Source organism: Pseudomonadota bacterium, from assembly GCA_039024915.1.
GTDB lineage: Bacteria > Pseudomonadota > Alphaproteobacteria > Rhizobiales > MH13 > MH13.
Window position 1 is genome coordinate 160,797 of sequence record JBCCPK010000007.1, and the last position, 20,704, is coordinate 181,500.

Annotated in this window: 23 protein-coding genes and 1 tRNA gene; 13 read left to right on the forward strand and 11 right to left on the reverse strand. The window is 59.1% G+C overall.

What is annotated here, in order from left to right; genetic code table 11:
- Positions 1 to 3 precede the first annotated feature (3 nt).
- The 8 genes from AAF739_14865 (at position 4) to AAF739_14900 (ending at position 7,913) form a co-directional block, all read left to right on the forward strand.
- Entirely contained in the window at positions 4 to 1,179 is a 1,176-nt protein-coding gene (locus AAF739_14865) for an L-rhamnonate dehydratase (GenBank protein MEM6383952.1), read from the forward strand.
- Positions 1,176 to 2,087: a dihydrodipicolinate synthase family protein gene (locus AAF739_14870; GenBank protein ID MEM6383953.1), complete on the forward strand. Its 912-nt coding sequence runs from the start codon at positions 1,176 to 1,178 to the stop codon at positions 2,085 to 2,087. Before AAF739_14865 ends, AAF739_14870 begins: the two co-directional genes overlap by 4 nt.
- A 2-nt stretch (positions 2,088 to 2,089) precedes the next feature.
- Positions 2,090 to 2,812, forward strand: a complete 723-nt coding sequence (locus AAF739_14875) for a GntR family transcriptional regulator (protein ID MEM6383954.1) — start codon at positions 2,090 to 2,092, stop codon at positions 2,810 to 2,812.
- Positions 2,809 to 3,825: a 4-hydroxythreonine-4-phosphate dehydrogenase PdxA gene (locus AAF739_14880; GenBank protein ID MEM6383955.1), complete on the forward strand. Its 1,017-nt coding sequence runs from the start codon at positions 2,809 to 2,811 to the stop codon at positions 3,823 to 3,825. Before AAF739_14875 ends, AAF739_14880 begins: the two co-directional genes overlap by 4 nt.
- Before the next feature lie 248 nt (positions 3,826 to 4,073).
- Complete coding sequence (locus AAF739_14885; protein MEM6383956.1) at positions 4,074 to 5,036, forward strand: tripartite tricarboxylate transporter substrate binding protein; 963 nt, start codon at positions 4,074 to 4,076, stop codon at positions 5,034 to 5,036.
- Positions 5,037 to 5,083: 47 nt separating this feature from the next.
- Positions 5,084 to 5,542 carry a tripartite tricarboxylate transporter TctB family protein gene (locus AAF739_14890; GenBank protein MEM6383957.1) on the forward strand — a complete coding sequence of 153 codons (459 nt, stop codon included), beginning with the start codon at positions 5,084 to 5,086 and terminating at the stop codon, positions 5,540 to 5,542.
- Positions 5,539 to 7,038, forward strand: coding sequence for a tripartite tricarboxylate transporter permease (locus AAF739_14895; GenBank protein ID MEM6383958.1), 1,500 nt, complete (start codon positions 5,539 to 5,541; stop codon positions 7,036 to 7,038). The genes AAF739_14890 and AAF739_14895 overlap by 4 nt, the downstream gene beginning before the upstream one ends.
- Positions 7,035 to 7,913 carry an amidohydrolase family protein gene (locus AAF739_14900; protein MEM6383959.1) on the forward strand — a complete coding sequence of 293 codons (879 nt, stop codon included), beginning with the start codon at positions 7,035 to 7,037 and terminating at the stop codon, positions 7,911 to 7,913. The genes AAF739_14895 and AAF739_14900 overlap by 4 nt, the downstream gene beginning before the upstream one ends.
- Before the next feature lie 198 nt (positions 7,914 to 8,111).
- Here AAF739_14900 and AAF739_14905 read toward each other — a convergent pair whose 3' ends face one another.
- Entirely contained in the window at positions 8,112 to 8,708 is a 597-nt protein-coding gene (locus tag AAF739_14905; GenBank protein MEM6383960.1) for a TetR/AcrR family transcriptional regulator, read from the reverse strand.
- Positions 8,709 to 8,819: 111 nt separating this feature from the next.
- On the opposite strand from AAF739_14905, the gene AAF739_14910 reads away from it, so the two are divergent.
- On the forward strand, positions 8,820 to 9,290 hold the full coding sequence (locus AAF739_14910; protein MEM6383961.1) for an ester cyclase: 471 nt from the start codon (positions 8,820 to 8,822) through the stop codon (positions 9,288 to 9,290).
- A gap of 304 nt (positions 9,291 to 9,594) precedes the next feature.
- Here the strand turns inward: AAF739_14910 and AAF739_14915 are convergent.
- The 6 genes from AAF739_14915 to AAF739_14940 all read right to left on the reverse strand — a co-directional run bounded on the left by AAF739_14915 (position 9,595) and on the right by AAF739_14940 (position 14,963).
- A tRNA-Lys gene (locus tag AAF739_14915) sits at positions 9,595 to 9,670 on the reverse strand.
- 81 nt (positions 9,671 to 9,751) lie between these two features.
- Positions 9,752 to 11,332, reverse strand: a complete 1,581-nt coding sequence (locus tag AAF739_14920) for a 2-isopropylmalate synthase (GenBank protein ID MEM6383962.1) — start codon at positions 11,330 to 11,332, stop codon at positions 9,752 to 9,754.
- Positions 11,333 to 11,619: 287 nt separating this feature from the next.
- Positions 11,620 to 12,549, reverse strand: a complete 930-nt coding sequence (locus AAF739_14925) for a PhzF family phenazine biosynthesis protein (GenBank protein ID MEM6383963.1) — start codon at positions 12,547 to 12,549, stop codon at positions 11,620 to 11,622.
- A gap of 82 nt (positions 12,550 to 12,631) precedes the next feature.
- Positions 12,632 to 13,606, reverse strand: a complete 975-nt coding sequence (locus AAF739_14930; GenBank protein ID MEM6383964.1) for a PhzF family phenazine biosynthesis protein — start codon at positions 13,604 to 13,606, stop codon at positions 12,632 to 12,634.
- Between the two features lie 118 nt (positions 13,607 to 13,724).
- Positions 13,725 to 14,066: a BA14K family protein gene (locus AAF739_14935; protein MEM6383965.1), complete on the reverse strand. Its 342-nt coding sequence runs from the start codon at positions 14,064 to 14,066 to the stop codon at positions 13,725 to 13,727.
- 102 nt (positions 14,067 to 14,168) lie between these two features.
- Positions 14,169 to 14,963: a sulfite exporter TauE/SafE family protein gene (locus AAF739_14940; GenBank protein ID MEM6383966.1), complete on the reverse strand. Its 795-nt coding sequence runs from the start codon at positions 14,961 to 14,963 to the stop codon at positions 14,169 to 14,171.
- 149 nt (positions 14,964 to 15,112) lie between these two features.
- Here AAF739_14940 and AAF739_14945 point away from each other — a divergent pair, with 149 nt between their 5' ends.
- The 4 genes from AAF739_14945 (at position 15,113) to AAF739_14960 (ending at position 18,655) form a co-directional block, all read left to right on the forward strand.
- The gene (locus tag AAF739_14945) at positions 15,113 to 15,859 is read left to right on the forward strand and encodes a pyridoxine 5'-phosphate synthase (GenBank protein MEM6383967.1); all 747 of its coding nucleotides are present in this window, start codon (positions 15,113 to 15,115) and stop codon (positions 15,857 to 15,859) included.
- Positions 15,860 to 15,954: 95 nt separating this feature from the next.
- Positions 15,955 to 16,617 (forward strand): TetR/AcrR family transcriptional regulator, encoded by a 663-nt coding sequence (locus tag AAF739_14950; GenBank protein ID MEM6383968.1) that lies wholly within the window; start codon positions 15,955 to 15,957, stop codon positions 16,615 to 16,617.
- Between the two features lie 27 nt (positions 16,618 to 16,644).
- Positions 16,645 to 17,664, forward strand: a complete 1,020-nt coding sequence (ilvC, locus tag AAF739_14955; protein ID MEM6383969.1) for a ketol-acid reductoisomerase — start codon at positions 16,645 to 16,647, stop codon at positions 17,662 to 17,664.
- A 94-nt stretch (positions 17,665 to 17,758) separates the two neighbouring features.
- A complete protein-coding gene (locus tag AAF739_14960) occupies positions 17,759 to 18,655 on the forward strand; it encodes an NAD(P)-dependent oxidoreductase (protein MEM6383970.1) in 897 nt (298 codons plus the stop codon).
- A 61-nt stretch (positions 18,656 to 18,716) separates the two neighbouring features.
- Here the strand turns inward: AAF739_14960 and AAF739_14965 are convergent, their stop codons facing one another.
- From AAF739_14965 to AAF739_14980, 4 genes are all read right to left on the reverse strand, one after another.
- Positions 18,717 to 19,103, reverse strand: coding sequence for a hypothetical protein (locus AAF739_14965; GenBank protein MEM6383971.1), 387 nt, complete (start codon positions 19,101 to 19,103; stop codon positions 18,717 to 18,719).
- 172 nt (positions 19,104 to 19,275) lie between these two features.
- Positions 19,276 to 20,145: a hypothetical protein gene (locus AAF739_14970; protein ID MEM6383972.1), complete on the reverse strand. Its 870-nt coding sequence runs from the start codon at positions 20,143 to 20,145 to the stop codon at positions 19,276 to 19,278.
- Between the two features lie 53 nt (positions 20,146 to 20,198).
- The gene (locus tag AAF739_14975; protein ID MEM6383973.1) at positions 20,199 to 20,504 is read right to left on the reverse strand and encodes a YARHG domain-containing protein; all 306 of its coding nucleotides are present in this window, start codon (positions 20,502 to 20,504) and stop codon (positions 20,199 to 20,201) included.
- On the reverse strand, positions 20,501 to 20,683 hold the full coding sequence (locus AAF739_14980) for a hypothetical protein (protein MEM6383974.1): 183 nt from the start codon (positions 20,681 to 20,683) through the stop codon (positions 20,501 to 20,503). The genes AAF739_14975 and AAF739_14980 overlap by 4 nt, the downstream gene beginning before the upstream one ends.
- Between the last annotated feature and the right edge of the window lie 21 nt (positions 20,684 to 20,704).

Here is a 20,704-nt window from a genome sequence, read left to right on the forward strand (position 1 = left end):
GTCATGACCAAGATTAAATCCGTCCGTGCACGCGTCTGGCACTGGAAAGGCCCAACGGTCCCTCCGACCGGCAATTTCTGCACCAACGCCTCTGATGCCCTTTGGATGAAGGGCGACGCCATGGAGTCCTTTCGGTTCCACCAGTGGCTGACCTGCGAGGTTGAGGCGGAAGACGGGACCGTCGGCATCGGCAACGCGGCGCTGGCGCCCGGTTTGGTCAAGGCAGCCATTGATGAGTGGTACGCCCCTCTGGTGATCGGCGAGGACCCGTTCGACTACGCTTATATTTGGGAAAAGATGTACCGCCGCACCCATGCCTGGGGCCGCAAGGGCGTTGGTATGACGGCGATGTCGGCCATCGATATCGCGATTTGGGATCTGATGGGCAAGTTGGCCGGTAAGCCGGTATTCAAGCTGTTGGGTGGCCGGACCAAGGAGCGGATCCCGGTCTACTATTCCAAGCTTTACTCGGGCCCTATCGACGCCATGCAGAGGGAGGCCGAGGAGGCCAAGAAGCACGGCTACACAGGCTACAAGATGCGGTTTGGGTGGGGTCCGAAGGACGGCATGGCCGGCATGCGCGAGAACCTCAAACGCGTCGAGGCCATTCGTGAGGTGATCGGTTACGATGTCGACTTCATGCTTGAGTGCTACATGGGCTGGAACCTCGATTACACCAAGCGCATGCTGCCGAAGCTGGCAAAGTATGAGCCCCGCTGGCTTGAGGAGCCGGTTATCGCCGATGACGTCGAGGGTTATCGCGAGCTCAATGCAATGAACATCGTCCCGATCTCAGGTGGCGAGCACGAATATTCGATCATTGGCTGCAAGGATCTGATCGCAACCAAGGCCGTCAGTGTCCTTCAGTACGATACCAACCGCGTCGGCGGTATCACCGCGGCGCAGAAGATAAACGCGATTGCCGAAGCCTATCAGCTGCCTGTGATCCCGCACGCCGGTCAGGCGCACAATTATCACGTGTCCATGGCCAACACGAACTGCCCGATCAGCGAGTACTTCCCGGTCTTCGACGTCGAAGTTGGCAATGAGTTGTTCTACTACATCTTCGATGGCGACCCGGAGGCCGAGGATGGCTTCCTGCAGCTCGACGACGACACGCCGGGCTTGGGTATCAGCATCACCGACAAACACCTTGAGCATTTCGAGATCCACGAATGACGACCTATTCGGGCATTTGGCCGGTTGCGCCGACGCCTTTCCATGATGATGGGACGGTGGACTATGACGGCATGCGCCGCGTCATTGATTGCATGGTCGATCAGGGATCGGATGGCATTTGCATTCTGGCGAATTTCTCTGAGCAGTTTCTCATCACAGATGAGGAACGGCGCGAGCTGACTGAACTGTCTTTGCAGCAGATGGCAGGTCGGCTGCCCGTCATTGTCACGATCAGTCACTTCGCCACTGAAATCGCTGTTACGCGCGCCAGGCACGCGAAGGATCATGGCGCTTCTATCGTGATGATGATGCCGCCTTATCATGGCGCGCTCATGCGCGGGAGTGCTGAGCAGACCTATGAGCAGTTCGCACGCGTTGGCGATGTCGGCATTCCCATCATGGTGCAGGACGCGCCGCTCTCTGGCGTCGATCTGCCTGTTCCGCTCCTTGTTAAGATGGCGCGTGAAATTGAGATGTTGAAGCTGTTCAAGATCGAATGCGCTCAAGCCGCAGCGAAGCTGCGCGCGCTCGTTACCGAGGGTGGCGATGCTATCGAAGGGCCGTTTGATGGCGAAGAAGGGATCACCTTGATGGCTGATCTCGATGCGGGTGCTACCGGTTCCATGACGAGCGCGATGATCCCTGATCAGATTAAGCCCGTCGTCGAGGCGCATCGCGCCGGCGATCACGAAGCGGCGACGGCGGCCTATGCGCGTGTCTTGCCAGCCATCAACTTTGAGAATCGCCAATGCGGATTCCGGTCTGCCAAAGCTGTGATGGTTGAGGGCGGGGTCTTTGGTTCGGCCTTCTGCCGTCATCCGATCCCGCCGCTTCACGCGCAGACGCACCAGCAACTGCTTGATCTCGTGCGTCCGTTGGACCCGGTCGCGCTGAGCTGGGGGCACTAGGCATGAGCACTGTCATCGACCTTAAAAGTCTCATCGACAAGGAAGGCGGGGTTTCACGCAGCCCCAGCCTGTCGGAAGATGCTGCCAGCACACTGCGCGAGATGATCCTACTCGAAAAGTTGCCACCTGGTATGGCATTGCCAGAGCGCGATCTCGCCGAAGCCCTGAATGTCAGCCGTACGCCAATGCGCGAAGCCATTCGCCTGCTTGCGAATGAAGGTCTTGTTTCCTACACGCCCTCGCGCCGACCCTATGTTGCCGACCCGTCGCTTGAAGAGATCAACGATTATCTGCGGGTCCAAGGATGTCTTGAAGCGCTTGCCGGCGAACTGGCGTGCTCGCTGGCCTCTGATCGGGAACTGGCCACGATTGCCGACATCAACATGTCCATAGCAGACGCTGCCGATGCCGAAGGAAAGCTACGCGCCTTTAGGCAAGACATGCAGTTTCACAATGCCATCGTCGCAGCCGCGCGCAACCAAGCACTGGCGGACACGCACAAGACCTACAATGCCCGGCTTTGGCGCGTGCGCTTTTTGTCCTCCCAGCGCCTGCAAGGACGTGGGGAGACCCGCCGGGAACATCTGGAAATTGTCGAGGCGCTGACGGCGCGCGACCCTGGGCGCACAGCTGCCGCTTTGAAGAAGCATTTGCAAACCGCCGAGACCAACATCGCAGCAGCGCTCGATGAGCGCGCCCAAGCCAAACAAGAGCGATCATCATGAGCCGACCCCGACTTGCAATCGTGCCAGGCGACCCCTCCGGGATTGGACCGGAGCTCATTGCCAAGCTGCTCCATGAAGACGGTGTACGAGAAGCGGCGGACATCGTTCTGGTTGGCGACGGCCATCTATGGCAACGGGGTGGCAAGCAGGCTCATTTAGAGGTGCCACTCAACACCATTTCCGAGGACAGCATTGCGGACTTTGGCGGGCTCGCGCACCTCGATATGAACACGATTTCTCCTGAAGACGTGCGCATTGCCGAGGTTACCAAGGCTGGTGGCACAACCTCTCTACGCTGCCTCGATCGGGCGATGGATCTGGCACAGGCCGACCTGGTCGATGGCATCCTCTTCGCACCCTTCAACAAAGCAGCGATGACGTCCGCTGGTCTGAATGCCGAAGACGAGCATCGCTACATGGCGCGCTATCTCGGTTTTGAAGGCTATCACAGCGAAATCAACGTCTTGGACGATCTGATGACCACGCGTGTCACCAGCCATATCGGTCTTAAAGACGTTGCGCAGAATATCGATGAAGCCGGCGTTATCCGCGCCGTGGGTCTTGCCTACAACACCCTGAAGCGCGCCGGTCGCGATCATCCGCACATCGCGGTTGCCGCGCTTAATCCGCACGCTGGCGACAATGGCAAATTCGGTCGAGAAGAGATCGAAATCCTCGAACCTGCAGTGCGCAGTTGCCAGGAACGGCAGATGAAAGTGACCGGTCCCTGGCCATCCGACACCGTGTTCTTGAAAGCCAAACGCGGCGAGGTTGATGCGGTGGTCACGATGTACCACGACCAGGGCCAGATAGCGATCAAGCTGATGGGTTTCGAGCGCGGCGTGACGGTCGCGGGCGGCTTGCCGATCCCGATCGCGACCCCCGCACACGGCACTGCCTTCGATATCGCCGGACAGAATAAGGCCAACGTTGGGGCTACCCGCCAAGCCTTTGATCTTCTTGTGCGCATGGCCAAGACCCATCGCGCTGCACGCTTGGAGCAGGTCGCCTAATGGAACGCGCAGGGAACGCACTGATTCCCGGTGGATGCACGAACGGCGAATGGTCCCTCGCTTTGATGCCCCTTTCTAGGTGGCGCACTCACTTTGGGCTGGCACCACGACGGATACCGATCACCCGAATTCCGCAACCAGTTTGCGACCAGACCCTGCTTGACCTCGCATTTTGCGCCCTCCGCCACAGGGGTGCGCCGGCTTGATGCCGTAAGACAAAAACCAAGAATGTGGCCACGGAGGAATACATGAAAAAGATCATCACCGGTGCAGCAGCAGCAGCCATGTCCCTTACCGCATTTGCCGCCACGCCTGCGTTTGCAGAATTTCCCGAAAGACCGGTAACAATCATCGTTCCCTGGGGCGCCGGGGGCGGAACTGATACGATCATTCGTATTTTCGCGGTTGGTTTTGAAGAAGCGATGGGGCAACCGATCAACGTGGTCAACCGAACCGGCGGTTCGGGCGTTGTGGGACACTCAGCCATCGCCAATGCACAAGCCGATGGCTACACGCTGGGCGCCTGCACATCTGAGATCACCTATTTTGACACCATCGGTCTTGCGGACATTACGCCGGAAAGCTTTGACCTGATTTCACGGTTGGCGGAAATTCCCGCTGGTGTGACGGTAGCGGCGGACAGCCCGCACACGTCGGTCGAAGAGGTGGTCGAAGCAGCGTCAACCGGAGATATGACCTCCTCCGGCTCTGGTCTCGGTGGTCCATGGCACATGGCGGTGGCCGGCATGATGCGTGAGGCGGGCGGCTCTGTTGATACCGTTCGCTTCATCCCCTCACAGGGAGGCGCACCAGCTCTTCAAGAGTTGGTCGCAGGCAGCATCAGCATGTTCACCGGATCACCGATTGAAGCTCGTGCGCTCGCCGACGCCGGAGAGGTTCGCATCCTCGGCATCATGTCAGAGGAACGCTCCCCGGCATTCCCAGACGTCCCCACGCTCAAAGAGAGCGGGATTGATTGGGCCCTCAGCAACTGGTTCTCTCTCTGCGCACCGTCCGGACTGCCCGACGATGTGAAAGCCACCATTGAAGCGGCCGCCGCAGAAGCGCATGCCTCCGCAGCTGTCCAGGAGGCGTTGGCTGACCGTGGCATCACACCGCTGTTCGATGGATCAGAAGCATTCTCTGCTTTCGCTTCCGGCTTTGCTGGTGAGGCCTCGTCACTTCTGACGGATCTTGGCATCGCTCAGTAATGGGGAATAGGCGTCGGCGATACCCCACGAGCCGGCGCCTTTTTCTAATGCAAGTCAACGATCGCTTCTTAGGTGGACTTGTCATCGTCGCAGGCGTTGCGGTGATTGCTGGAACCTTGGGATTTCGTGAGCTTCCGGGCCAACAGTTTGGTTCATCCTTCTTCCCGCGACTGATCGGCTCCGCGATGATCCTGAGCGGCCTTGCACTCGCCATGGCCCGCACGGACACCCCCTGGCTCGCCGTCAGTCAGATGGTGCAAGGCGCCCAGGGTCTGAAAGTTGCTTCCGTGTTCGTGGCCGTCCTGCTTTGGGTTTTCATCTCGCCGCATCTTGGCTTCATCGCCACGACGGCTCTTATGATTACTGGCCTTATCGTAATTGCTGGCGGGCGAGTTTTATCAGCCGCGTTGACAGGCCTTGGCGTTGCCGTTCTGCTCCATCTCATCTTCTCAGTCCTCCTGCGCGTTCCGCTGCCATTTGGACTTGTTGAGCGGGTGATCACATGAGTGTTTTCGCAGAAGCGCTCAGCCTTGTTTTTCAGCCCGATGTGATCGGCACAGTCGTGGTGGCCAGCCTGATCGGCATCACCATCGGGGCAATACCAGGCCTGACCGCCGTAATGGGCGTCGCGCTGCTGATCCCAATCACCTTTTTCATGGACCCGGTACCGGCCATTGCTGCCATTGCTTCACTGGCCGCGATGGCGATTTTCGCAGGCGACATTCCTGGCACTCTGCTTCGCATACCCGGCACGCCGGCTTCGGCTGCCTATGTCGATGACGGGTACGCAATGACCAAGCAGGGGTGTCCGGAACGGGCCCTGGGCCTTTCCATGGTTTCGGCTTGCATCGGGGGTACGATCGGCGTTCTTCTGTTGATGCTTGCCGCCCCGGCGCTGGCGCGATTTGCCACCAATTTCTCTGCGGTCGAGTACTTTTGGCTCGCTATTTTGGGGCTCAGCTGCGCGGCGGTAATCGCGTCGAATTCGGCGCTGAAGGGCATCATTTCCGTTCTGTTCGGCCTTTGGGTAGCCATGATCGGCATCGATACCGTCGCCGGTCAACCGCGTTACACGTTCGGTTCCATTGAGCTGATGGGCGGTGTTAGCTTCATCCCGGCCATGATCGGCATGTTCGCGTTGCCTGAAGTCTTGCGCAACATCTCAGCGATGGCCGAAAAGCGGCGGCCTCCGGTTATGGGGCCTATCTTCCCTGGTCTGGGAACAACTCTTTGGAAGCGCCGGTCCAATGTCGTTCGCGGCGGGCTCACCGGCTCGTTGATCGGCGCGTTGCCAGGTGCGGGCGCGGACATTGCTGCGTGGGTAGCCTACGCTCTGGCAAAACGAAACTCCAAGACACCTGAGGCGTTCGGCAAAGGGCACGATGAAGGGTTGATAGAAGCTGGCGCCGCCAACAATGGCGCGCTATCGAGCGCTTGGGTGCCAACGCTGGTGTTCGGCATTCCTGGCGATAGCATCACGGCCATTGTGATCGGGGTTTTGTACCTCAAGGGCCTCGAACCCGGCCCCATCATCTTCGTTCGCACACCCGAATTGGTTTATGCGATCTTCTTCGCCTTTCTGCTGGCTAACATGCTTCTTATCCCCTTTGGTTGGGCAATCATTAAAGCCTCGCGCCAACTGCTGCGCATACCGTCGGCTTACTTCACGCCCGTCGTGTTGGCATGCTGCATCGTTGGGAGTTTTGCCATCAACAATACTGCCTTTGGTGTTTTGACCATGCTGGTGTTCGGATTGATCGGCTGGTTCTTTGAGGAGAATAAGATCCCGATAGCTCCGGCCATCCTGGGTATCGTTCTGGGCGGCATCTTGGAGTTCAACTTCGTGACATCGATGCTCATCTCGCAGGGCGATGTGACGGTATTCTTCTCGCGGCCTGTTGCGGTGATGCTTGCCATAGCTGTGCTCCTGGCATGGACGGTGCCAATCGTCAGGCACCTGCGACATCGGCCCAAAAAGGGTGACGAAGAAGCCAGCCGATGAAGATCATCGACGCGCACCACCATCTCTGGGACCCGGTGGCAAACGACCATCCCTGGTTGCGTGATGAGCCGATGATCCCCTTCCGATACGGCGACTATTCAGCCATACGGCACCCTTTCATGCTGGCTGACTATGATCGGGTGACCGCAGGATGGGATGTCACGGCTTCCATCACCATGGAAGGCGAATGGAACCCGACCGACCCGACAGGCGAAGCGCTTTGGCTACAGCGGCTCGCGGATGTGCAGGGACGGCCTGCCGCTCACGTTGCTCAGGCATGGCTCGATCGCGAGGATCTCCCGCAGGTGCTGAAGGTCTACGAGAGATTACCCCTTGTGCGATCGGTTCGTCACAAGCCGCGCGCGAACGCCAAGCCCGGCGGCCCGGCTGGCGGTATGACTGATGATGCTTTCCGCGAGGGCTTCAAGCGACTGAGCGACTGCGGTCTGATCTTCGATCTGCAAACGCCATGGTGGCACCTTCACGAGGCCATTGATCTGGCTACAGTCAGCCCTGAAACGCTCATAGTTCTCAACCATGTAGGGCTTCCCTCCGACCGTTCAGCAGCGTGCCTCGACGGTTGGCGAGAGGCGATGGAAGCCTTCGCCGCCTTACCGCAGGCAAGGGTGAAGATTTCCGGGCTGGGACTTCCCAATCAACCGTGGCGCTTAGAGGACAATCAGGACATCATCCGCTTTTGCGTCGACACGTTTGGCTCCGAGCGAGCCATGTTTGCCTCGAACTTCCCTGTCGACGGTCTTTGCGGGTCGTTTGACACGATTTACTCGGGTTTTTTGTCAGCTACCGCGATGTATGCCGAAGACCAAAGGGCAAACCTCTGTTGGAGAACGGCGTCGAACACTTATCTGAAGTGAACGGCGCGATGGTCGAATTGGCGCGGCAGCTGGCGATATCTGGCAGCACGCACAACACACGACCGGCGGAAAACCCTTTTCCAAAACACATGTGCCAAAATCGTCGGGTTTTGGCTCGGTTTGGGTTGCGGCGAGTGTTCTAATTGCCTCTTGCTGCACGTGGGTGGTTTGTCTTTTCTTGAAGGAGTCGCGTCTGGACTAGTGTATCGCTGACAGCGCCAGCTTAAGCGTTTCACGGACCTGTTCTGGGTCTTCCCCCGACGCTCTCTGGGTTAGCGCCAAACCCATTTGTTCGACAAGATATCGGGCAACAATGGGTACGGACACAGTGTTGGTCCAGTCCCCGTTTTCACGCCGTCCCGCCAAATAGGCCTTGAATGCGTCGACAGCGCCGGTATCGATCGCATCAACACGGGCGCGGGTCGTTGGACCCAGACGGTGTTTCCCAGCGCGCATTTTGTAGAAGACGCACCCGGTTTCCATTTTTACGTCTTCGCTGACGAAGAAGGCCAACGCATCCAACGTGTCTTTAAATGACATGCCTTTGGCCAGTATCTCAAAAATATCCGATAGGACCTTCTCCGCATAGCGGTCCAAAACGGCCACCATCAATCCATCTTCGTTGCCGAATTCACGATAGAGCGCAGGCTTTGAGACCTCTGCCATCTGGCAAATGGTGTTGATGGAAACGTCAGCGGGATCCTTTCTCCAGTAGGCCTGCATGGCCGTATCCAGCACGCTCTCTGCATCCAGCGTACTGGGGCGCCCGCGCTTTCGTTTTTGGGTTTCATCCATATTTTCATACCGACTGGTATTTAATTATTGACACACATCTCATGATTTCGTACCAGGTAGTACATCAAAACTCAATCAAAGCCCGCGACGCGTGGGATAGGAGACATGATCATGAACAAAACGCTTATCGCAGCCGCGGCAGCAGTCGGAACACTTACCGGCTCAGCAAGCGCGAGCGACCTGGAGACGGTCCGTGCATTTTACACAGACATCCTGACGGCTCCGGCTGAGACGACCGAAGCCCAGTATTACCAGGTGTTTTCCCCGGACGTCGTCTCCATCCCGACACCTCCGGGCGGACCGGGCGCGCAGGGCATGCTCAACACCATCGCATTTTTGGGACAGGTGGTGCCCGATCTAACGTGGACCCCCGATGAGATCATCGAACTTGATGGACGCTTCGTCGTACGCGGTACCGCAACAGGCACACCCGTTGGACCCTTTTTCGGGGTCGACCCGGCAACCGGCAACGCCTTCGAGATCATGTCCATCGATATCGTAACGATGGAAGACGGGTTGATCACTCACATTTTCCATTTGGAAGACTGGACAGGTGCTGTCGCACAACTGACCGCTGAGTAACCCGACTGCGTTAGATGAGACGGGGCGGCAGCGAGCATCGCATTGCCGCCCCAACATCCAGGGCATCGAATGCATACTGTAAAACGCGGTCAATCAGCGGCAGCGTCGCGGACACCGCAGCAGTCGGTTAGACTTCCAAAAACCTCTACCCCAAACACGTGTGTTAAAAGGATTGTCTTAGGTCCGCTCGCAAGGCGTCCGATGGAGAAGATCGAAAGCACATTTTGGGAACAGGGGTGTAAACCAACTGTAAAATACTTGATGAACCGAAGCGTTGCTTCGGTGCTAAGTGCTTGATGTATATTGGTGGGTGATACAGGGTTCGAACCTGTGACCCGCTGATTAAGAGTCAGCTGCTCTACCAACTGAGCTAATCACCCAAGCCAGAGTACCATCTGGGAAGGCGCGGGATATACGCCCGCGCCCTTGTGTTTGCAAGAGGCCGTCTAGCCGCGCCCCGCTCAACTCGCCTGCAGCACATCGACCGGCGGGCTTTCACGCCGCATCGCCAGCTTGTTGAGCGCCGACACATAGGCCTTGGCCGACGCGACAAGCGTATCGGCGTCTGCCGAGCGGCCGGTTACGATGCGCCCTTCTTCTTCGAGCCGAACCGAAACCTCGGCCTGCGCATCGGTGCCTTCGGTGACAGCGTGAACCTGATAGAGCGACAGGTTTGCCTCGTGCGGCATGATCGCCTTGATGGCGTTGAACACAGCGTCAACCGGCCCGTTGCCAGCTTCCTCGCGGGTGATATGCGCGCCGCCAATGTCCATGGTCAGGATCGCTTTCTGCGGACCACCCGTTCCAGCAATCACCGTCAACGAGAGCACATGATTGGTCTCGCTGCGCTCGGTGATTTCGGTCTCCACCAGTGCTTCGATATCCTCGTCGTAGACATGCTTCTTGCGGTCGGCGAGCTCCTTGAAGCGGTTGAACGCGTCCTCGAATGCGTTGTCACCCAGATCAAGGCCCAGCGAGACCAGCTTCTCCTTGAACGCGTGGCGCCCTGAATGCTTGCCCATGACGAGGCTTGTCTCGCGGACGCCAACATCTTCAGGCCGCATGATCTCATACGTCTCAGCGTTCTTGAGCATGCCGTCCTGATGGATGCCGGATTCGTGCGCGAACGCGTTCTTGCCGACGATGGCCTTGTTGTACTGCACCGGAAAGCCTGAAACAGCCGCCACCAGCTTGGACGCGCGTGTCAGGAAGCTCGGATCGACCGCGGACGCGTAAGGCAGCGCATCGCCGCGCGTTCGGATCGCCATGACGATTTCTTCAAGCGCGGCGTTCCCTGCCCGCTCGCCCAAGCCGTTGATGGTGCATTCAACTTGCCGCGCGCCGCCGGCAACGCCGGCAAGCGAGTTTGCGACCGCCATGCCCAGATCATCATGGCAATGCACGGAGAAGATGGCTTTGTCAGAGTCCGGCACCATCGAGCGGATACGCTCGAACATCGTCTTGTACTCTTCGGGCGTCGCGTAGCCCACCGTATCTGGCAGGTTGATCGTTGTGGCGCCATTCTTGATGGCCAGATCAACGCATTTGGCCAGAAACTCGATGGGCGTTCGGGTCGCGTCCATCGCCGACCATTCAACATCGTCAATCAGATTGCGCGCCCGCGTTACCGTCGCTTCGACGATCTCAAGGACCTGATCCTCATTCTTGCGCATCTGATGCGCCAAATGAATCGGCGACGTCGAAACGAAGGTGTGGATGCGTCCGCGCTTGGCGTGCTTCACCGCTTCCCCTGCACGGTCGATATCGGCGTTGATCGCGCGGGCGAGCCCAGCGATGATCGAACCATCGGAACGTTTGGCAATCTCACAGACAGCTTCAAAGTCGCCGTTGGAAGCGATCGGAAAGCCCGCTTCGATAATATCGACGCCCATGCTTTCCAGCAGTTCTGCGACCTGCAGCTTCTCTTCAAGGGTCATGGATGCGCCGGGCGACTGCTCGCCGTCGCGTAAGGTCGTGTCAAAAATCCGCACATAGTCACGGTGGGACGGGTCAATTGTTGCGGAAGCCGGATTGGCGGCCATGGCTCGGTCTCCTTGTGCGCTCTCGTTGTGGCGCAACTTCAAAAGGTTGGATGCGGTCTTTTGAAATCCCCTAAAAACCCGGCGCGTCTGAACGCCGACGGTCCCTAGGGGCTGATAAGGAGGAGTCGCGCAAGCGCGAGCGGCCCGGCGTCGGGTCGCAAAGCCTTTTGACCTGAAAGAGCAGCGATCTGCATCATCGCAAAGCCTCAGTGTGTCCATTGCACAGTGTGCAACGCGACCGTTACCCAGTCCTTAATGGCTTGGCAACCCGGCACAAGGGCCATGCATCACAGCTTCAGCACACCTTCGGCGACGCAAACGGCGTGCCCACCAAGACGCGCTGCCCGCAAACTTCCCGCGCTATCGACCTCAAGTTCCAGCTCGATATGAGATGGACGCCCCATCGCGAAGCCTTGCTCGATGGTCAGGCGATGAAGGCCCTCCATCGGAGCGTCAAAAGCCATAATCGCGCCCGCCAGCGATGCAACTGCCGATCCCGTTGCCGGGTCTTCACGGACGACCCCTCCGACGGGCCACATCATGCGCGCGGCAAATGCGCTATGCGCACCGACCGTCTCGCGCGTGTAGGCATACATGCTGTCATGGCCCCGCCCGCCTGCGAAACGCTCGGCAAACAGGGGCGCATTGGGCTGGATGCTGTTGAGGGCATCAAGATCGTGCACCGGGACGCAGAAGTAGGGCATGCCGCCATCAAAGTCGGACGAGACATGGTTTTCGAAGCCAATCTGGTGGGGGCTTAGACCAAGCGCGAGGGCGAGATCGGCTTTGTCGACATCCCAAGGCGCGCGCGTCGGCAAGGTGGCAAGGTCAAATTCGGCAAATCCACCCGTCCGCATGGCCGGGTCCGCGTCGACCCTCACCGCCGAGCGAATGAGCCCGATCTGCTCTTCGAGCAACACAATCCCGGTATCGATACCGGCGGAAAAAAGATCGCAACCCAGCGCGACAGCCGCTCCAACCGTGGGATGCCCCGCGAACGGTAGCTCGCGGTCAGGGGTGAAGATGCGCAGGCTCGCGGTATGGCTCGGCTTGTCCGGTGGGCATAGGAAAACCGTCTCTGAGAGATTGAACTCGCCTGCCAACGCCTGCATGCGCTCATCGGACAGGGATACCTCGCGCCGATCCACCACCGCCAGCGGGTTTCCGGCGAGCGGGGTCTGCGTGAAGACATCGAAGATGCGGTAAGGCAGCGTCATTGATTGGGCTCGCGCAATCGGAAGAGTATTGGAATGGTGGCTCAGGGGCTTGGATCAGCGAATTCGGGTCAATTGAATGGGCTCAAGGCCAAAGCAAAGTGCCCTCACCGATCAGTATTGCTTCGCCGCCCAGCCGCACGCGCTGCAAGCCGCCATCTTCGCCGACCTGTACCTCAAGCGTGAGCCTTGAAGGCCGCCCGATTGTGACGCCCTGTTCGATGCTCAGGCGATGCAGGCCAGCCATCGGTGCATCGAAGAGATGGATGGCGCCCGCTAAACTGGCCACGGCGGAACCCGTCGCCGGGTCCTCCTCGACTACCCCGTTTTCCGGCCACAATTTACGAGCTGAGAAGTCGGCGTCGGCTGCGACCGCATCACGGGTGTAAACGTACAGGCTGTCGCGGGCCTGTTCGAATACGCCAGGCGGCCGATCGGACATTCCAAGAAGCTTGTCGATGGCCGCCGCCTTGGGTTTGACCGACGCCAGCGCCGCCTGATCACGCACCGGCACCAGATGGTAGGGCAGCGCGCCATCAAAAACGGTCGGCAGATGGTTTTCAAAACCCACTTGCCCAGGATCAAGGCCAAGCGCCAAGGCGATTTCTGCCTTCGTCGCCGACCAAGTGTAGCGCCGTGGCAGATGCAACAAATCAAACTCGCCAAAGCCACGATTGCGATCAGGATCGTCTGGCTCAAACGAGACAGCTGCCCGAATGGCGCCAATCGCTGTTTCCAGAAGGACCAGACCGTCCGACAAACCCTCAGCCAGAGACGCGCGGCTCAAAGCCACGGCCGCGCCGACGGTCGGATGGCCCGCAAATGGCAACTCACGGTCGGGGGTCAGGATTCGCAGCCGCGTCGAGTGCACATCATTTTCGGGATGACACAGAAAGATCGTGTCGGAGAGATTGAACTCCCGCGCGATGCGCAGAAGCGCATCATCGCTGGGAAACCGCTCTCCAGCGAACGCTTCGACACGCATATCAACGACCGCAAGCGGATTACCGGCAAATGGTGTCGACACAAAGACGTCGAAAATCTGATAGTTCAGCGGCATGTGCAACCTGCCCCGGAGCCTGTCCAAAGGACAGTGAAAATGCCCGTCACCCGGCGCTAAGGCACCGGGTCGGGTAGGCGTGCATACACCGCCGAACTAACGAGGAAAACCCGTCCGCTCAGTGGATGAACGGCGAGCGGCAGTGGTGATAACGGCCCGAGTACGCCAGGAACAAATTGTTGTGGTGGTTATAGGACCGGTACCGGTTGTAGCAGTAGCGCACGTGCTGGTTCCAAACGTGGCCCCGCCCGAAGCGTACGTGACGGCCTCGGTAAGAGTAGTACTGCGGCCGGTGGTAGTTGCGGGCCTGGCTTGCCAGGATGCCCGCGGTGACACCGCCGATGATCAGCCCCGCAACCAAGGCGCCTCGACGATTTCCAGCTTCCGCCGGCTGAACGGTACTCAACGCCATTGCTCCAGCCAGAAACACCGCGCCGGCAAGTGTTAGAAAGCGTTTCATGATTTTGGTCTCCTCAAACCAAGCTCTTTGCCCTCGTACAAAGAGTTAACACACTTTTAACGCGTAGTGCACAGGGGTTTTGACTATGCTTTGCTTGCGCGTTCAGCCGAGTAAGGCGGCACCGTTTCGCACAGTGAGCGAGAAGCCGATCACACCTAGGCCCAGCAGAAAAACGATACGAAACAGACGCTCGGACAAACGCTGACGCAGCCGCTCGCCGATCCGCATTCCGACGATGCCCGGACCGATTGCCAGCGCGGACACGAGCGCCAGCGTCGGTGTCATCAGGCTCTTGGCGGTGAACACGACGCCGATCATCGCCGTTGAAAGCAGAAACAAAATGCCCAGCGCTTGCACCAGTTCGTCGCGCCTGAGGCCCAGAGACTGCAGGTAAAGGCCACCGGGGATGACAAAGACCCCGGTTATCCCCGTGACAAAGCCGTTTACGGAGCCAACGACCGGTCCAAGCCAGCGTTCCGCCTCAGCGGACAAACGCAGCGCAAAGCCGGAAAGACCGGTTGCCGCGAACGCCATAGCGAGGACGCCAAGCAGCAAGCCCGGAATGGCGGGATCAATAAGCGTCTGGATACGCGTACCTAGCCAGATGAGTGCCAGTGCGGGAACGAGAAACGGCCATAGCCGCCGCACCAGCCGCCGGAGATAGGGCCCTCGGACAGCCTGCATGAAATTGGTCACCAACGAGGGACCCACATTGGCCGCAATGGCAACCGACAGCGGCATGCTGATCGACAAAACGCTCAGGGCGAAAAGCGGCATGCCGAAGCCGACCACACCTTTGATGACGCCCGCGAGAAAGAACACGACCATGATCCAAGCGGTCGTGCCGAGGTCGAGCTGGGCAACCATTGCGCCTATGTCGCGAAGAAAACCGTCCATGGCCGAGCCATAAAGCGTCTATGGCCGTGCCATAAGGGCGGCGATAGGCGAAGCCTGCTTTTAGCCCTCTTGAGATGGGCAAATCGCGGTTGACGCGGCGGCGTTGCGGGCGCATGTCCGGCAGCCCGAAACGATGAACGGAACGCTCCATGCCCACTGAACTGTCTGTCAACGTCAACGCCATCGCTCATTTGCGCAATCGCCGCGATCTGCCCTGGCCGTCCGTGACCGATCTGTGTCGTATTTGTCTGGAAGAAGGTGCGGTTGGGATCACCGTACATCCACGGCCCGATCAGCGCCACATTCGAACGCACGATGTACATGATATCAAGGCGTTACTGTCCGAAGCTCAGTTTCAGGGTAAAGAGTTTAACATGGAGGGCTTCCCCGAAGAGCGCTTCCTTGCCCTGTGCGAACAGGCGCGGCCCACCCAGGTCACGCTCGTCCCTGACGATCCGGCACAGGCAACGTCGGATCATGGCTGGGACGTCGGGGCGCATGCGGCGATGCTGCGAGAAACCTGCGCGCGGATGCAGGCGTTCGGCGCTCGCGTGTCCCTGTTCATGGACGCCGATGCGGGCCAGATGGCGAGCGCGAAGGAAGTCGGTGCCGATAGGGTCGAACTTTACACCGGCCCTTACGGCCACACATTTGATCCGGATGCGAAAGCTCAGGAATTGGCCAAGCTCAAAAATGCTGCCGAAGCTGCGCACAGCGAAGGGCTGGGCATCAATGCCGGCCACGATCTGACGCTCGACAACCTCCCGCCCCTCCTTAGCTCGGCGCCGATGATTGCCGAAGTTTCAATCGGCCATGCTTTGACGGCGGACGCTCTTACCCATGGCTATGCCGAAGCCGTTCGGCGCTATCGGGCGGCCTGCGGTCAAAACGTTTAGCCAACGAAATCTGCTTCTGGTTCCGCTTGACGGCTCACGCGAATTCCTGTTGAAGCGCGTACCGAACCGTACAGTACCTACCAAAGAGCTCCTCCTTGGCCGTAGACAGCTTACATGCACCTTCCGGCGACACTGAATTCACCGAACGCCAGGCCGCCGTCCTCGAGATCGCGCTCAACCTGCTTGTGCAAGGCGGTGATAAGGCGCTGACCACGGCTGGCTTAGCGAAGGCCGCAAACTGCTCGAAAGAAAGCCTCTACAAATGGTTCGGCGATCGCGACGGAATCCTCGCCGCCATCGTCACCTTCCAGGCATCAAAGGTTCGCGGCGCCGATGACCGTGCCCTGCCCTCGACAAAAGACGCGTTCGACGCCGCGCTGCTGGCCTTCGCGGAAGACCTGCTGGAAGTTCTGCTGTCAGAGACCTCGCTTGCTCTCAACCGCCTCTCGATCGGCCAGGTCCCCGGCGAGCATGTGCGCGGCGAGAGCGCTGGGCTCGGCGCGCTTCTCGTTGACAGAGGCAAGCGCCGGATCGAGGCCCGTGCCACCCAGCTGCTTACTCACGGCAAGCGGCAGCGCTTCATCGCATTCGACACCGCACAGGAAGCCTACACACTTCTGTACGGTCTGATTGTCGGCGACCTTCACATCCGGGCTTTACTTGGTGATGACCCGGAGCTGAATGAGGGTGACCGTCGCGCCCGCGCGGCAAAGGCCATCGACACTTTTCTTTCCCTTTATGCCACGGCGCTGAGCTAGCGCCCTCACCCGCAAACGGAGACAAACATGCGCGTGTATTATGACCGCGACGCGGACATCAATCTCATCAAGGACAAGGCCGTCCTGATCGTCGGCTATGGCAGCCAGGGGCATGCGCATGCGCAGAACCTGCGCGATTCAGGTGTCAAAGATGTGCGGATTGCGCTGCGCGAAGGCTCCGCTACGGCCAAAAAGGCAGAGGCAGCGGGCTTCACAGTCATGACGCCCGCCGAGGGCGCGAAATGGGCCGATGTGGTGATGATGCTGACCCCGGACGAGCTGCAGGGCGACATCTACGCCGAAAACCTGGCCGGCAACATGAAGCAGGGCGCAGCTCTTGTTTTTGCGCACGGACTTAACGTGCATTTCAACCTCATCGAGGCCCGCGCCGATCTCGACGTCTTCATGGTCGCGCCGAAAGGGCCGGGTCACACCGTGCGCTCGGAATATCTGCGCGGCGGCGGCGTACCGACCCTCATCGCGATTGATCAGGACGCGACTGGCAATGCGCACGACCTCGCCCTGTCCTATGCCTCAGCCAATGGCGGCGGGCGCGCAGGCATCATCGAGACAACCTTTCAGGAAGAGTGCGAAACCGACCTGTTTGGCGAGCAGGTCGTCCTTTGTGGAGGCATGGTCGAACTCATCCGGGCGGGCTTCGAAACGCTCGTGGAAGCTGGTTACGCCCCCGAGATGGCTTATTTTGAGTGCCTTCATGAAACCAAACTCATCGTCGACCTCATTTACGAGGGCGGCATTGCCAACATGAACTACTCGATCTCGAACACGGCCGAATACGGTGAATATGTCACCGGGCCACGCATCATCACGCCGGAAACCAAGGCCGAGATGAAGCGGGTTCTCGAAGACATTCAGTCCGGCAAATTCACGCGGGATTGGATGCTCGAGAACAAGGTGTCTCAAACCTCGTTCAAGGCGACCCGCGCCCGTAACGCGGCCCACCCCATCGAGGAGGTCGGCGAGCGCCTGCGCGGAATGATGCCATGGATCTCAGAAAAAGCACTGGTCGACAAAGAGAAGAATTGACCAGCCCTTTATCGCCTTTCAAGCGTGATCGATAATCCGAAGCCTCGAGGCACCCAGTCTCGAGGCTTTTCTTTATAAAAAGAGGTTGGAACCCATGGCAAAGCTAGCGTTTCTCGGGCTCGGCATGATGGGGCGGGGCATGGCGTCGTGTTTGTTGCAAGCCGGCCATGACGTGACAGTCTGGAACCGCTCGCCCGGTAAAGCGGAGGCGCTCGCCGCGTCAGGTGCGCGCGTTGCGGCAACGCCCCAACAGGCAGCCGAGGGCGCTGATGCTGTCTTCTCCATGGTTGCCGACGATCAAGCCTCGACGCACTGCTGGTTATCAGAACAAGGCGCGATGCAGGCTCTGGCAAAGGGCACCTTTGTAATCGAGTGCTCAACAATCTCTCATGATCACAGCAAACGCCTCGCAGACGCAGCAAAGGGCGCGGGCCTTCGCTATCTCGACTGCCCGGTCAATGGACCGCCTTCCGCAGCTGCGCAGGGCAAGCTGGTTCTCCTGGTCGGTGCCAGTAAGCCCGATCTGGACTTGGCCCGCCCGTGGCTTGAAACACTGTCGCAATCCATTCTCCACTTTGGCCCCGTTGGGACCGGTACGGCCTACAAGCTGTTAAACAACCTGCTTGGCGCGGTGCACGTCGCTGCCATCGCAGAGGCAGCAAACGTCGCCCGTCGCCTCGGCCTTGACGTCGAAACCACCGAGGCTGCGGTGAAAACTGGGCCGATTGGCAGCCCGCATACGGTGCGCATGATCAAGCCGATGCTCGAAGGTCGAGCTGCGGACAGTTTCGGCCTAGCCATTGGGTTACGCGAAAAAGACGCCCGTTACTGCCTACAGATGGCACGCGGCTTAGGCCTCAACATGAGCGTCGGCGAAGACGCCCATGCCTGGTATGTCGAAGCCTCCCAGGCTCATGGCTCACAGGACGATTCATCCATGCTGCAGGTCGTGGAGGGGCATGAGGGCCGCGTACCAAAGGCATCGAGCTAGGCGCTGCTCGAAGCACGCATTTCATCGCCGTTCCCGCAAAGGCCTCGTCCCAGCCGCGTCGTTAATCGGTGTCTCTGATCCGCTTCCACGCGCCAGGGTCGGCGTTTTTCAGACGCCGCATCGCGTTTTTTGCATCGGCTTCGAGCGCCTCCGTCGTCTCCTTCTTAACGGCGTCAATCCTTGTCAAGAGGTCGCTGATGGCCGCCAGCTTGTCGAGGTCCTCTTTCTCGGCAAGTTTGGCGTTCTTTCCTAGCGCCTCAACAGCTTCGAGCAGTTTTCCAAGCTGCTTACCGAAGCTGGCGACTTCAGTCTCGACCTTGTGCTCAATTTCGGGAACACCCTGGATATCAGGTGACCAGAATCTTGGGGCAATGGATTGCGTGACATCGCCAGAAAAAGGGGCGCGAAAAATCGGAGCCCAGACGTCGAGCGGGTTAAGGGGAGCCATGGTTCTCTCGCAACTTGTTGAGGGGGAACTCAAAGTTGCGGTCGCTCATCGTTGCACGCAAGCTCAATTGTCAGGCAGCAAGGCAAGAGGAACGGGCATCCGAGGCTTCTGACGAACAAACGATCGGCCTTCCGGCACTGCGCTTCGAACCGGTTGGCAGAATCTGTGTCTGTCAACTGGGTTGTTCAAAAGGCACGTCCGGGCAGCCAGAGGGCTGCACGATTTCACCAGATGAGAATACCGTCCCGCTGCGAAACACACGGTGTACCGTAAAGACGTCTTCATAGTCTCTCAGCGCAAAACCAAGGCTGCGGATCAGCCCATCAGCGGAGCCCATCTCTTCGAAGGGAGGTGCCGTGACGATAATCAGCTGCCCCGACTGGACCTCAAAGGCGATGTCGATGTTTTGGTGGACGGTCGTCGTTTCGTTTTTGAGGAACTGGCACACGGTGGAGAACTCTCGGCAGGCCCATGCCGCCTGCTGCGGGGAACAAATGACCGGCACGCCGCCAGCCTGCGCCACAACATCTCCCACGCCAGCAATTGAAAAACCAAGAGTCAGCGCCGAGGGTGACGATGGCACGTTCCTGGTGAGCCTAAGACCGCCGACCTTTTCCGTGGCGGGCGTGCGATAGGTGATAACGTCTTGGGCCTCGATGAAAGGCGCCAAACTATTTGCCAGAACACGAGACGAATGCGGCGCCTGCCAATACACAAGAGTGATGAAAAACGCTATCGCCGCCCCAACCGCGCAGCGCCGCACATTGAAGGGGCCCAGCTGTTTGGAGCCGACAGTGATGATCACAGACCAGATAAATCCAATCGTCAGGATTACCGTGACCGGGGTCGTCAAGCCGCTTACATGGTAGCGGCCAAGGACAAGATCGTTCTGACCAACGAACAGTACCAGGACACTGCAAAGGCCAAAAAGCGCAATGTGCCGGCTCTTAGGCTGGGCAAGCCAGTCGAAACTCAGAACGCCGAAAAACGGGATCGATGCATTAAGGCATACAGCGAGGAGCTTGTTGGCGAGCGTCACCATTCGCCCTCCACCAACGTGCGCCCCATTGCTCAAAAGCGAGACCGAACCCTGCGTTAGCAGCCCCGCCGCCGCTCTTCGGAGCGTATGCGCTCAATGTAGCGGCGGGTATCCGAACCCATGGCGTTAAGGGCTTCCTGGCTGCTGCGGTAGCAACCCACATTGCCAAAGGTGTTGATGCCGCGTTGGCTCTGGAAGCAGTAATTCCAGTCCGCAAACACCGCATTGCGCTCGTACCAAAGATCACCGCAACTCCATGCGGAAAAGTTCTGCGCGGTGGCTGGAACGGCCCAGAGCATCCCGAGCAGCAAAAGACCGCAGATTTTGGACAATCTGGATCGTTTGGTTGGTGTTCGTCTCATGCGTAAAGCTCCCCCTGAACCAGTACTGAGAGCATTTCACCGGCGAGCGGCGATGTCCACACAGCGGTAAGGGTAAGCGCGCCACCCGCAACGCCAACGACGCCGTCAAACGCAGCAATTATGTCCAAGAGCTGCGGTTTTGGATCGACCCACGGACCCTCCGTCTGCAGCGCGGACAATGACCAGCCAGGTCAGGTTTC